This window comes from Campylobacter sp., from assembly GCF_019423325.1.
In the GTDB taxonomy this organism is placed as follows: Bacteria; Campylobacterota; Campylobacteria; order Campylobacterales; family Campylobacteraceae; genus Campylobacter_B.
In genome coordinates this window covers 1,009,510-1,022,395 of the sequence record NZ_JAHZBQ010000001.1, presented here as the reverse complement: position 1 = coordinate 1,022,395, position 12,886 = coordinate 1,009,510, and the positions used below count along the sequence as shown (strand labels likewise).

The following is a 12,886-nucleotide window of genomic DNA, read 5'->3' as shown; positions in this document are numbered from 1 at the left end:
TGATCCGAAGGAGAATAGATGAAAATTTTAATCACCGGCGGCGCGGGATACATCGGCAGCCACGTCGCAAAGGCGCTTTTAGAAGCGAACCGCCACGACGTCGTCATACTGGATAATCTTTGCAAAGGCTCGATGCGAGCGATCGAGGCGCTTCGCAAGATAGGCGAGTTTGAGTTCGTACAGGAAAGCCTAGAAAACACCCCCGCAATCGAGAAACTTTTTAAACGCGAGAAGTTTGATGCGATCATTCACTTTGCGGCGTTTATCGAGGTTTTTGAAAGCACGCAAAATCCGCTAAAATACTATCTAAACAACACCGCCAACGCGATGAATTTGATCGCGCTTGCGAACAAATACGGCGTGAAAGACTTTATCTTTAGCTCCACTGCGGCGACCTACGGCGAGCCAGGCGTCCCGCAGGTAAGCGAGGAAACTCCGCAAAATCCGATCAATCCGTACGGCAGAAGCAAGCTGATGGTCGAGTGGGTACTAAAAGACGCGGCAGCGGCAAATCCGAATTTTAAATATGGAATTTTGCGCTACTTCAACGTTGCAGGTGCGGCTAGCGACGGCACGATCGGGCAGAACTATCCAAACGCGACGCATCTAATTAAGGTAGCGACCCAAACTATCGTCGGCAAGCGCGATAAGATGAGCATTTTCGGTGATGACTACGACACCAAGGACGGCACCTGCATACGCGACTACATCCACGTAGAAGACCTCGCAAGCGCGCATCTGGCGGTGCTTGATTATCTGCAAAGTAACGACAGCGCGGTCTTTAACGTAGGATATGGCACGGGCTTTAGCGTAAAAGAGGTCGTTAATGAAGCTAAAAAAGTAAGCGGCGTGGATTTTAAAGTGGAAATCGCTCCGCGCAGAGCCGGCGATCCTGCCTGCCTCATCTCAAATGCGGATAAAATTCGCACCAAAACCTCTTGGCATCCCGAGCACGAGAGCCTGGATGAAATCATCCTAAGCGCGCTTAATTGGGAAAAGAAGCTCTAGGTTCTAGCGTGAAAGTGCGATTTGAAATTTTAAAATTTTACTCCGCCGCGTTTAATCGCGGCGAGCAAAAGGAAGCCTTGTTTGCTTAAAATTCTAAACGCCCCCGAAGCCGCGCAGCGCAAGCTCGGCGTCGTGCTATCGTATGTGAATATCTTTGTTTCTACGATACTTACTTTGGTTTATACGCCGTTTTTTCTGCGGGCGCTGGGGCAGAGCGAGTTTGGGCTATATTCTTTAGCGAGTAGCGTTATCGGCTATTTGGCGATTTTGGATTTGGGTTTCGGTAATGCCGTGACGGTCTATACCGCCAAATACGCCTCAAGCGGCGAAGTGGAGCGCATGCATAAGCTGCATGGTACGATCTTTAGTGTGTATTTGGTAATGAGCGCGGTGATCGCGCTTGCAGGAGCTGCGCTGCTAGCTAATCTGCACGCGATTTTTGGCGCTAAGCTAAGCGCTAGCGAGATGGGTGAAATTCGCATTATGCTAATGCTGCTAACTGCAAATTTAGCGATTAGCTTTCCTTTTAGCATCTATTCGTCGATCCTTACGGCGCATGAGAATTTCGTATTTATCAAGCTAATTGGGATCTTTCGTACGATCGCTCTACCGCTAGCTGCGGTGCCTGCGCTACTTTTGGGATATAAGGCTATCGCGATCGTAATCATCGCTACGGTGGTAAATTTAATCTGCGTCGCGGCAGATTTCATCTACTGCAAGAGCAAAGTCTCGCCCGTGATAAGCGTACGAAATTTCGACGCCTCCACGCTTAAGCAAATTTTTGGCTACTCGTTTTTTATATTTTTAGGCATCGTAGTCGATCAAGTAAACTGGAATGTCGATAATTTTATCTTAGGCGCTGTAGCAGGCGCTACGGCGGTCTCCACGTATGCCGTAGCAAGCACGATAAATGCCACTTTCGTCACGCTTTCGCTCACCATTAGCGGCGTGATGCTTCCTAAAATCGCCAAAATGGTCTCTGCAAACTCCACCGATTCCGAGCTTAGCGCGGAATTTATCAAAATAGGCAGGCTGCAATTTTACGTGATATTTTTTATCGAGTCGCTTTTGGTGATTTTTGGACGGGAGTTTATCGTGCTATGGGCTGGCGCAAATTATGAAATTTCATACGCAATCGCGCTTATTTTGGTGCTTCCAGTAAGCGTGCCGTTGATTCAAAATTTAGGCCTAGCCGTGCTTCAGGCAAAAAATAAAGTCAAATTTCGCTCAATCGCCGCGTTTTGCGTCACGCTCGTAAATATCGCTATTTCTATCCCGCTAGCTAAGGCTTACGGTGGCGTGGGCGCTGCGTGCGGTACGGCTTTTGCGATCACCTTGCTAAATATCTGCGTGATGAATATCTACTATGCTCGTGTAATCGGACTTGACATCGCTAAATTCTGGCGAAATATCGGCGCGATGGTAGTAAAATTTGCTCCTGCAATCGCAGCAAGCCTAGCGATAAATTACGCATTAGGCTTGCACGGAGTGAGCTTTTTGCTAATTTGCGGCGGGCTTTATTCGGCTATGTTTGTGCTAAGCGCGTATTTTTGGGCGATGAACGATTACGAGCGCGCGATTTTTGGTGGCATTGCGGCTAAGATAAGGAGGCGGGCTTGAGCTTCAATGTAATTAGCGAAGTGGTTACGAAAGACCGCTGTATCGGCTGCGGCGTCTGTGTGAGCAGCTGCCCTTTTAGCGTGCTAAAAATGCGGCTTGGAGGCAATGGATTTTACGCGCCCGAGGAGGGCGAAGGGTGTCGCGACAAATGCGATATTTGTCTAAAAGTCTGCCCGTTTTACGAAAAAGACATGCTTGAAAATGAGCTAAATTCTAAATCATACTCAGAGTTGGAAAGCTTTAGCCCAGATTTTGGCAGGTTTTTAGCCACTTACAAATTCTACAAAAAAGATGAAGCGCAGCGCCTAAGCAGTGCAAGCGGCGGCGCGGGAGATTATATTTTTCGCGAGCTTTTTGCGCGCGGGCTCATAGATTACGCGATTTGCGCCGTGCCCGCGGACGAGGGGGATTTTATAGCCCAAAATTCCAAGCGTGATTTTTCTGCCTGCAATAATTTAGCGCAGCCACAGAATTTGCAAAATTCCGCAACCAAAAATTCCGAGCAGAATTCCGTAATGGTAAATTTAACGCAGAATTTGACAGATGATGATTCTATAAATTTTACGAGTGCGCAAAATTCTTCTTGCGAAAATTTTACGCAGAATTCCGTGCAGAATTTTACAAATGAAAATTCCACGCAGAATTCTAAAGCTTCTTGTAAAAATTCCGTATCAACGCAGAATTTTGCTTGCGAGAATTCCAAAAACGCGCGAAATTATGCGGGCGAAAATTCCGTGCCGCTATTTAAATTTAGCGTGATAAAAAATGCCGATGAGCTTACTCGTGCGCGCTCGTCCGCTTACTATCCGCTCACGCTTGAAGCAGTGCTAAAGGAGATGTCGCGCCGTGAGGGTAGATACGCGATTAGCGCGCTGCCGTGTTTTGCCAAGGCCTTAAGGCTTGCTGCGAGTAAAAATCCGCGCCTTAAATCCCGCATAAGCTTTATTATTGGGCTGGTTTGCGGGCAAGGCAAGGGTGCTAGTTTTACGCATAAGCTGGCAGATCTTGCGTTTAAAGAGCGTAAGCAGCTCGCGGCGGTTAATTACAGATATAAAATCGCGGGCAAAAGTGCGATGAGCTTTGGCTTTAAATTCCGCGCTGCAGACGGCAGTGAGGCGATAGACGATCGCAGTAGTAGCGCCTTTGCATACTGGAGCTCGCGCGCTTTTACGCCTCTTGCGTGCAACGCCTGCACCGACGTTTTTGCCAAATGCGCCGACGTCGTGCTGATGGATGCGTGGCTGAAAAGCGAAATGAGCGAGTGGCGCGGCACGTCGCTCGTAATTACGCGCGCAGCTCAGATCGACGCGCTATTTTCGCAGCCTACGAAGCAGGCACGCGAGGCGATTTTTTGCGAGCGGATATCCGCAGCAGAGGTGCAGCGCTCGCAGCAAAGCCAGGTAGAGTGTAAAAACGAAATTTTCTATGGCGCGAAAAATCCGCTTAGGCGCTACATCTTGCGCCAGAAGCTTCAGATCCAGCGATATAGCGCTACGCATTTTGATTGTGATGATTTCATCGCTGCTAGGCTTAAAAAAATTGCCGCTGCGAATAAAGTGCTAGCGCTTTTGGCGCTACCAAAGATCGCGGCATATAAAATTTATAGGAAGTTTGCATGAAGATCGGGATTTTTACCCTGCCGCTAGTAAATAATTATGGCGGAATTTTACAAGCTTATGCGCTAAGCCGCGTGCTAGTGGAGCTTGGGCATGAGCCATGGCTCATAAACTTGCGCCTGCAAAGAAGCAAACTATCGATTGCATATCTTAAATTTTTAGTGGCGCGCACGATAAAAAAGGAGCTTCGCGGCGCGAAATTTAATCCCTCTTACGAGCGCGATACTAGCGAGTTTGTGACAGAAAATATCCCTTTAACCGCGCCTGTTTGCACGCCTGCGGATTTAAAGGCGCTGTGCGAGAAAGAACGCTTTGAAGCGGTGATTTTAGGAAGCGATCAGGTTTTTCGTCCTAGCTATTTTGCGGATTTTGCAGATTGCTTTAGCCTTGGATTTTTGCCGCCTAACTGCACGCGGATCGCCTATGCCGCAAGCTTCGGCGGAGATAGGCTCTGTGGGCTTAAAAACCCCGCAGATTTAAAAGCTCACGTTGCAAATTTGGCTAAATTTAAAGCTATTTCGGTGCGCGAGTGCGATGGTGCAAAGATTGCACGCGAATGCTTTGGCGTAGATGCGCACTTGGTACTGGATCCTACACTTTTGGCTAACAAAGAGATTTATGATAAATTTTTAAGCCATGCGTCAAAGCGCAAGGGCTTTGCCTATATCCTAGATCCATCGCCTCGCTCAGAAGCGGTGATAGAGCTACTAAAGAAGCAAAGCGGACTAGAGATAGATGAGGTGAACGACCGCGGCAACCGCATCGGCATAAAAGCGTGGCTAAGCGCTATTGCGGGCGCGGAGTTTGTGCTAACCGATTCATTTCACGGCTGCGTATTTTCCATAATCTTTAATAAGCCGTTTTTTGTGCTCGTTAACGCTAGTCGCGGTGCGTCGCGCTTTAGCTCGCTTTTGGGCTTATTCGGGCTTGAAGATAGGGCTTTGCAAGATCCCAAAGACGCGCGCTTTAACGCTACTATCGATTGGGATGGCGTAAATGAGGCGTTGCGCCGTAAAAGAGAGGATTCGATGAAATTTTTAAAAATAAGTTTAGGCTCATAAAATGAAAATAGCTATGGTAATTTCTGCTTTAGGCAAGGGTGGTGCCGAGCGCGTGCTAAGCGTGCTGGCAAATTTTTTCTGCCGCGAGAATGAGGTCTGTGTGATAAAATTTGACGCAGATGAGCCGTTTTACGCGCTGGATCATAAGATCGAGCTTATTAGCTTGGATTTAGGAGTAGGCGATTTAGGAGTATTTGGCAATATAAAAAAGCGCTACGATAAAATTTTAGCCTTGCACAGGCTTCTAAAAAATCGTAAATTTGACGTAGTAATCTCGTTTTTAGATAATACCAATGTCCTTACGCTTATCGCAAATCTTGGAGTTGGGCAGAAAATCATCGTCTCCGAACACACCAATCATCGTTTTTTAAAAAGTCCGATCTGGCGCGCGCTAAAGCGGATCTTTTATCCGCAAGCTGCAGGTCTTAGTGTGCTTAGTAAATTTGATCTGGATCATTACACATATGTGCAAAATCGAGTGATTATGCCTAATCCGATGTTTGAGATCAGCCATGCTAAAGAAGCCCGCCCGCCTAAAGAAAATATCATCCTAGCAGCTGGCCGGCTCAATGTCTATAAGGGCTTTGATGTCCTTCTTAAGGCGCTTGCGCTTATAGATTTCAATCTTTTAAAAGAGTGGAAGGTGGTGATCGCAGGCGACGGAGAGGAGCGAAAGAGCCTTGAGAGCCTAGCTGCGAAGCTGCGCTTAAATGTGCAGTTCATCGGCTTTGTGCGCGATATCGAAAGCTTATATGAACGCGCTAAAATCGTCGTCGTAACCTCCAAGATGGAGGGCTTTTGCAATATCTTGATGGAGAGTATATTTTTCGGCACCGCTAGAATTTCCACAGATTGCATCGCAGGTCCTAGCGAGCTTATAAGCGACGGCATAGATGGGTTTTTGTGCCCTGTAGGCGATAGCGCAAGTATCGCTAAAAAGCTTGAAATTCTAATGAGCGACGAAAAGCTGCGCGAGCGACTCGTGCAAAATGCCTCCAAGCGCGAGGAGAGCTTTAAAATTGAAACGATCGGGCGACGCTGGTTGGATTTCATAGCCGCTACGATACACAGGGAGGAATAATGAGCGAAAATCCCCTAATCTCGGTCATCATCCCCGTTTATAATGTCAAAGAATTCCTGCGCGCTTGCGTGGAGCGCATCACGGCGCAGACCTATACTAACTTAGAAATTTTACTCGTAGATGATGGCTCAAATGACGGCAGCGAGGCGATTTGCGACGAATACGCCGCGCGTGATCCCCGTGTGTGCGTGCTGCATAAACCAAACGGCGGGCAGGCTAGTGCACGAAACGCCGCTTTAGATGTCGCTCGCGGGGAGTTTATTAGTTTTGTAGACAGCGACGATTTGATAAGCCTTGATTTGATTGAGACGCTTTTTCGTCTGACGCAGAAATTTTGCACCAAGATCGCTATGTGCGGCTACGCGGCATTTAGCGACGAGAGCGAAATAAATAATTTCAAGGCGGCTTTAAATTCTAAAGAAAATCAAAATTCTAAAGAGATTAGCGATCCAGGAGGAGCTGCAAATTCAAATGCCAATGCAGGCGAATACAAAATATCGCCGCAAGAGCTTTTTAGGCGCAGCTGCACGCAGGATCCGTATTTTAGCACCGCGGTTTGGCGCGCGCTGTTTGCTCGCGAGATTTTCGCCGCTTTGCGATTTCCTGCGGGGCAGATCTATGAGGATGTAGCGATATTTTTTGATATTTTTAACGCTTCTATTGTGGCGTGCACGGATGAAATTTTATATTTTTATCGCGTAAGGGCGGGCTCGACCGTAAACTCATTCGCGCGCAGGCATCTTGCAGTCATCGCTGCGGTGCGCCGCTATACTGAGGCGATCGCTGTGAATTATCCAAGCTTGGCGCGCGAGGCTAATTTCACTCGCTGCGAATCCACGCTGAATACGGCGTTTTTAATCATCAAATCAAGCTTTGATCCTGCAGGCTTGGATGGAAATGCGACTTCTCCTTCCAAGGCTAATACGTGCAGTTTGGCAAACGAGGCAGATTTACGCGGTGCTGATAGTTTATCTTGCGCATGCGGTAAAAATTCTGCAGTTAAAAATTCCGCCGGGCAAAATTATATGCAAAATTCCGAGCAAAATTCCGCGTCGCAAAGAAAGATCGCAGATCCCCGCTCTCCTTTAAGCGCTGCAGAAGCTGCGGATCAGATCCGCTCACTGCACGCTTTGGTGCGCGAGCGGCTGGATTTTGGATTTTTCGCGACGCATGCAAGCCGCACGCAGACGCTGATGATGGTCTTGTTTTACGCAAATCCCGCGCTTTTGCGGTTATTTTATAAAATTTATCGGAAGCTAAAATGAAAATTTTATTCGTCATCGCGGCTCTTAGAAACGGCGGCGCCGAGCGCGTGCTTCAGGTTTTGGCGAATTATTTTGCGCGCGCAAACGACGTTACGATCGCGATTTTGGAAAACGACGAGGGCAGGTATAAATTTAGCGAAAAGATAAAATTTTTGCATCTGGATGTTTATAAAAACGGTGGCAGGTTCGATAAATACAGAATTTTGCGCGAGTGTTTCAAGCGCGAGCGCCCAAGCGTCATCATCAGCTTTATGGACTGGACGAACGTAGCGTGCGTGATCGCAAGCTTTGGGCTAGGTATCCCGCTCATCGCGACCGAGCACAACGCGCACGATTATCTGCCAAGCGGGCTTTTTAGCCGCGTGCGCGATCTGTGCTATAAAAAAGCAGACGCGCTTACGGTGCTTACGCGCTCGGACTTTGAGTACTATTCGCGATTTGTCAAAAACTGCTTCGTCGTGCACAACCCCTTTTTCGGCGAAATCTGCGACGCAAAAAGCGCCAAGCGAAACGTGATCTTAAGCGTCGGCAGACTCGAGCCCGTAAAGGGTTATGAAATTTACTTTGACGCGCTAAGCGGGATTGATAAAAGCCTGCTTGCGCAGTGGGAAATTTTAATTGCGGGCGATGGATCGCTGCGCGAAAGCTTGCGCGAGCTCGTGGCGCGGCTCGGGCTTGAAGTACGATTTTTAGGGCACAAGCAGGACGTGAGCGAGCTGTATAAAGAAGCCAAAATTTTTGTGCTAAGCTCGCTTAATGAAGGGCTTTCAAACGTGCTGATCGAGTCTGCATTTTACGGCTGCGCACGGCTTAGCAGCGACACGGCGGGCGCAAAAGAGCTCATAAAGGACGGCTTTAGCGGCATTTTGTTTAAATGCGGCGATGCGAATGAACTTGCGAGCAAGCTCGAAATTTTAATGAGCGACGAGAAGCTGCGAGACGCTCTCGTGCAAAATGCAAATGAAAATTTAGACGAGTTTTCGCAAGAGCGCATCATTAAGCTCTGGCAGGGCTTGATCGATCGGTTTGCGCGCAAATAGCAGCCGCTTATCGATGCCCTAGCGGCGCGCAGGGATTAAATTTAAACTTCGGTGTGCTAAGATAGGCTCTTGCGCCCAAGCAAAACGGTACGTTTAAATTTACAAAGCCGCATCGTGCGATGAAATTTTAGCCGTTTGAGGCAGCGCAAAATGCGCTAAATTTAAACGGCGCGGCGCATTCTCACATAAAAAGGCGTGAGTAAAGCTTAAATTTAGGGCGCGGCAGTGATATTTAAAAGGTAAAGTGATGAAGAAATTAAGCGTTTTTATCTATTCGATGGCAGGAGGCGGCGCCGAGCGCGTCGTAAGCAACCTCTTAGGCGAGCTTACGGCACGCTACGAGGTGCATCTGGTGCTGATGAATGAGAGGATTTTTTATGAAATTCCAAGCGGCGTGCAGATCCATTTCATCGAAAAATCAGCCCCTTTTGAAAATGGACTGCTGAAGCTCGCAAAGCTGCCGTTTTTGGCGCTTAGGTACAAAAAACTATGCGAGCGCCTGGGCATCGACATCCACTTCGTTTGGATGAACCGCCCTTGTTACGTGGCGGCGCTGGCGCGAGTTTACGGGCTACGCGGCACTATGATTTTTAACGAATGCTCGACGCCGTCGGTGCTGTATAAAGAGCCGAGCTTTAAATCCAAAATTTCAAAGCTTCTGCTGCGCAAGCTCTATCCGAAGGCCGATTTTATCTTTCCGAACTCGCTTGGAAATTTGCGCGATCTGGCGGATAATTTCGGAATTGACGAGCGCAAGATGAGCGTGCTATACAACGCGATCGATCTTGATGAGATCGGTCGCAAAGCAAAGGAGCAGGTCGCGCAGGAGCGGCCGTTTTTCCTAAGCGTCGGCAGGCTCGATGCGGGCAAAAACCACGCACTTTTGATCCGCGCGTATGCAAATTTAAAAAATAATGACAAAGACCTGCTGATCTTGGGCGACGGCGTGCTGCGAGCCGAGCTTGAGGCCCTGATAGAGGAGCTGGGCTTAATCGGTCGCGTAAAACTTTTGGGCTTTGACGCAAATCCGTATAAGTATATGGCTAGATGCTATGCGTTCGTCTTCGTAAGCCTTTTTGAGGGGTTTTCAAACGCTCTCATCGAGGCTCTTGCGTGCGGCAAGCTCGTGATTTCAAGCGATCATCAAAGCGGCGCGCGCGAGCTTTTGGGGCAGAGCGAATGGGGCGTGCTAGTAGGCGTAAACGATCTAGAAAGCACCCAAGCGGCGATTCAAAAAGCGCTGGATGATGAAAATTATGTAAAATTTTATGAGAAAAAGGCTAAAATTAAAGCCTCGTTTTTCGATAAAAAACGGATAGCAAGCGAGCTGATCGCAAAAATAGAACAAATCGACGAAGGAAAATAGGCGTGGGTGAAGAAAAAAAGGCTTTTAGCGTTAGAGAGATCAACGAAGGATTGGACGATCAAAAAGGCGCGCAATCAATGGGTGCTGACAAAGCTGCCTTAAGCGAAAATTTTGCTAGTGAGGGAAATTTTGACGCAGAGTATTCCGCAGGCGGCGGTGAGAATTTTAGCGGCGAAAATGCCGCAATTGAGGGTAGCGAGGATACCGCGCCTCAGAGCGATAAAAATTCCGCGCTTGATGCAAAAAATTCTGCGAGCAAAAATTCCGCGCACGCCGGCGCTAAAAATTTAAGCGACGATCAAGCGCGCGCTGTTTCTGCAAAAATGCGAGCACAAAAAAAATCCAAAAAGGCTAAAAAATCAAACGGACGAAATTCCGCCTCGGTAAATTCTGAAAATTCCGCAGGCGCAAATTCTACAAACTCAAATTTGAAAGGCGCTGCGAATTCCACGAGCAAAAATTCTACAAATAAAAATTCCGCTGGCGCTGCGAACTCTACAAATAAAAATTCCGCAAAAGCCGCTAATTTGGCTAAATTTAAAAATGCGAATTCCACAAGCACTTTAAATTCTACAAACGGTATAAATTCTGATAATTCTAAAAGCCCCACAACGGAAAATTCCCAGAATTATAAAAATCAGTCAGCTGGCGCACTCCCTGCTAGGCGCAGAATTTTTGGCTTCATAAAAAATTATGAGTTTTCCAAGCATATTTTGCTGATGATTTTGTTCGCATTTGCCTTTAGCGTGGCGTTTCGCATGTGGTGGGTGCACTGGGCGAGCGGCTTTCCGAATTACTTTTTTTGGGACGGCGAGCTGATGATAAACACCAACGACGGCTACGCCTTCGCAGAGGGCGCGCGCGACCGACTCGCCGGCTTTCATCAGCCCAACGATCTTAGCTACTTTAGTGCACCACTTTCGATCGTGACGGCGTTTTTGGCTGAAATTTTGCCCTTTAAAATCGAGACGATATTCGTTTATCTGCCGGCTTTGTTTAGCTCGCTCATCGTAGTGCCGATCTTGCTCATCTCAAGTGAGTTTCGCTGCATGCGCGCGGGCTTCATCGGCGCGCTTGTCGCGAGCGTGGCGAATAGTTACTACAACCGCACTATGGCGGGGTATTACGACACCGATATGCTAAATATCGTGCTTGCGATGTGTATTTTGTGGGCGCTCATCCGCATTTGCACGCGCGGCTCGCGCAGCACGCTGTTTTGGCTGGGCGCGTTTACGATATTTTATATGTGGTGGTATCCCTCCAGCTTTTCGCTAAATTCCATGATGCTCGCCGTATTTTTTGCCTATACGCTGATTTTTAAGCGAAAAAGTGCGGTAAATTACGAAGCGATGATCATCTTTTTGATTGTGCTTTGCTCCACGCCTTTGGTAGCTAAAATTTTAATCTCGCTTGCGCTATTTTGGCTCTTTGCGTTTAGAGGAAAGCTATTAAATTTTAAAATTTTAGCGATTATCGGCGCACTTGCCGTAGTCTTTTTCGTCGCAAACGGAGGTCTTAGCCCGATAATCTTTCAGGCGAAATTTTATATCTTCCGCTCCTTTGCGGACAATGCCGATACGGCATTTCATTTTTTTAACGTCAATCAAACAATCCAAGAATCAGGCATCGTGCCAACTAATATCTTTATGGAGCGCATCAGCTCACACGTCGCGGTTTTCGTGATCGCAGCGATCGGATACGTAGTACTTTGCTTTAGACATAAGGAATTTTTACTCTCGATCCCGCTTTTGCTTTTGGGCTTTGCGGCGAACAAGGCAGGCCTTAGATTTACGATCTACGCAGTGGGCGTGATGGGGTTAAGTTTCGGATATATTTTGTATTTTTGCGTAAAGCGCTTGGATCTGCCAAAGATCGCGGGGCGCGCGATACTGCTTATTTTGACGGCGCTTGCCATTTACCCCGCATGGCAGCACATAGTTTCGTACAAGGTCGATACGGTCTTTTATCAAAGCGAGGTGCGGGTGCTTGACGAGCTTAAAGATAAAGCGCAGCGCGAGGATTACGCGCTTTCGTGGTGGGACTATGGATACGGCATACGCTATTACAGCGACGTAAAGACTCTCATCGACGGCGGCAAACACCTCGGCAACGATAATTTTCCCGTTAGTTTCGCACTTTTTAGAGATCAGATGAGCTCTGCGAATATGGCGCGCCTGGATGTCGAATACACCGAGCGCGGATATAGTGAAAAAATTCCAAACAAGCTAAAGCAAATTTTAAAAGACTATAACGCGACTGATGTAAATGATTTTATCTTAAGCTTGGGACTGGCTGATTTTAAGCCGCCAAGGCCTACGCGCGACATCTACTACATCTTGCCCGATCGTATGATGAATATCTTTCCCGTCGTCACGCAGTTTTCAAATATCGACATCACCGACGGCAAGCAGCTAAGTGAGCTGTTTTTCATAACGAGCGATAGGTTTGTTCAGGATCAAAGCGGCGTGCATATGGACAACGGCTTTTCGATCTCGTCTAGCCTTTTAAATTTAGAATATAGCGGCAGAAAATTCGCGATCAATACCTTTTACGAAACGAGCTACGACGCGAATGGCAAGCTTTCGGTAAAAGAGTTTAATATGGACAGCAGCGCGCAATTTTACGTGATTTTCATGCGCGATTACGGGCGATTTTTGCTGCTAGATAAGACGATGCTAAACTCAAGCTACATTCAGCTTTTTGTATTTGAAAGATATAGGCCTGAGCTATTCGAGCCTGTGATCTTAAGCCCTGCTGTGAAAGTTTATAAATTAAAGCGCTAGATAAAATTTTGCCGCAAGCTAAGGAGAAATTTATGGAATTTAATCT

9 protein-coding genes are annotated in these 12,886 nt (G+C 47.4%); all 9 read left to right on the top strand.

Annotated features, from left to right (window positions below):
* The first annotated feature begins 18 nt into the window (after positions 1 to 18).
* Positions 19 to 1,008 carry a UDP-glucose 4-epimerase GalE gene (gene galE, locus QZ367_RS04625; protein ID WP_291938012.1) on the top strand — a complete coding sequence of 330 codons (990 nt, stop codon included), beginning with the start codon at positions 19 to 21 and terminating at the stop codon, positions 1,006 to 1,008.
* Between the two features lie 81 nt (positions 1,009 to 1,089).
* Positions 1,090 to 2,628, top strand: a complete 1,539-nt coding sequence (locus QZ367_RS04620; RefSeq protein ID WP_291938011.1) for an oligosaccharide flippase family protein — start codon at positions 1,090 to 1,092, stop codon at positions 2,626 to 2,628.
* The gene (locus QZ367_RS04615) at positions 2,625 to 4,247 is read left to right on the top strand and encodes a Coenzyme F420 hydrogenase/dehydrogenase, beta subunit C-terminal domain (RefSeq protein WP_291938009.1); all 1,623 of its coding nucleotides are present in this window, start codon (positions 2,625 to 2,627) and stop codon (positions 4,245 to 4,247) included. Before QZ367_RS04620 ends, QZ367_RS04615 begins: the two co-directional genes overlap by 4 nt.
* Complete coding sequence (locus QZ367_RS04610; RefSeq protein WP_291938007.1) at positions 4,244 to 5,305, top strand: polysaccharide pyruvyl transferase family protein; 1,062 nt, start codon at positions 4,244 to 4,246, stop codon at positions 5,303 to 5,305. The genes QZ367_RS04615 and QZ367_RS04610 overlap by 4 nt, the downstream gene beginning before the upstream one ends.
* A 1-nt stretch (position 5,306) precedes the next feature.
* The gene (locus QZ367_RS04605; protein WP_291938005.1) at positions 5,307 to 6,386 is read left to right on the top strand and encodes a glycosyltransferase family 4 protein; all 1,080 of its coding nucleotides are present in this window, start codon (positions 5,307 to 5,309) and stop codon (positions 6,384 to 6,386) included.
* Entirely contained in the window at positions 6,386 to 7,651 is a 1,266-nt protein-coding gene (locus QZ367_RS04600; protein ID WP_291938004.1) for a glycosyltransferase, read from the top strand. Before QZ367_RS04605 ends, QZ367_RS04600 begins: the two co-directional genes overlap by 1 nt.
* A complete protein-coding gene (locus QZ367_RS04595; protein WP_291938002.1) occupies positions 7,648 to 8,691 on the top strand; it encodes a glycosyltransferase in 1,044 nt (347 codons plus the stop codon). Before QZ367_RS04600 ends, QZ367_RS04595 begins: the two co-directional genes overlap by 4 nt.
* A gap of 247 nt (positions 8,692 to 8,938) precedes the next feature.
* A complete protein-coding gene (locus tag QZ367_RS04590; protein ID WP_291938000.1) occupies positions 8,939 to 10,057 on the top strand; it encodes a glycosyltransferase in 1,119 nt (372 codons plus the stop codon).
* A 2-nt stretch (positions 10,058 to 10,059) separates the two neighbouring features.
* Positions 10,060 to 12,840, top strand: coding sequence for an STT3 domain-containing protein (locus tag QZ367_RS04585; protein WP_291937998.1), 2,781 nt, complete (start codon positions 10,060 to 10,062; stop codon positions 12,838 to 12,840).
* The last annotated feature ends 46 nt before the right edge of the window (positions 12,841 to 12,886 follow it).

Coding starts and splice junctions, on each gene's coding strand:
- galE (WP_291938012.1), top strand. CDS start 19: ATGAAAATTTTAATCACCGGCGGCGCGGGATACATCGGCAGCCACGTC.
- QZ367_RS04610 (WP_291938007.1), top strand. CDS start 4,244: ATGAAGATCGGGATTTTTACCCTGCCGCTAGTAAATAATTATGGCGGA.
- QZ367_RS04605 (WP_291938005.1), top strand. CDS start 5,307: ATGAAAATAGCTATGGTAATTTCTGCTTTAGGCAAGGGTGGTGCCGAG.
- QZ367_RS04600 (WP_291938004.1), top strand. CDS start 6,386: ATGAGCGAAAATCCCCTAATCTCGGTCATCATCCCCGTTTATAATGTC.
- QZ367_RS04595 (WP_291938002.1), top strand. CDS start 7,648: ATGAAAATTTTATTCGTCATCGCGGCTCTTAGAAACGGCGGCGCCGAG.
- QZ367_RS04590 (WP_291938000.1), top strand. CDS start 8,939: ATGAAGAAATTAAGCGTTTTTATCTATTCGATGGCAGGAGGCGGCGCC.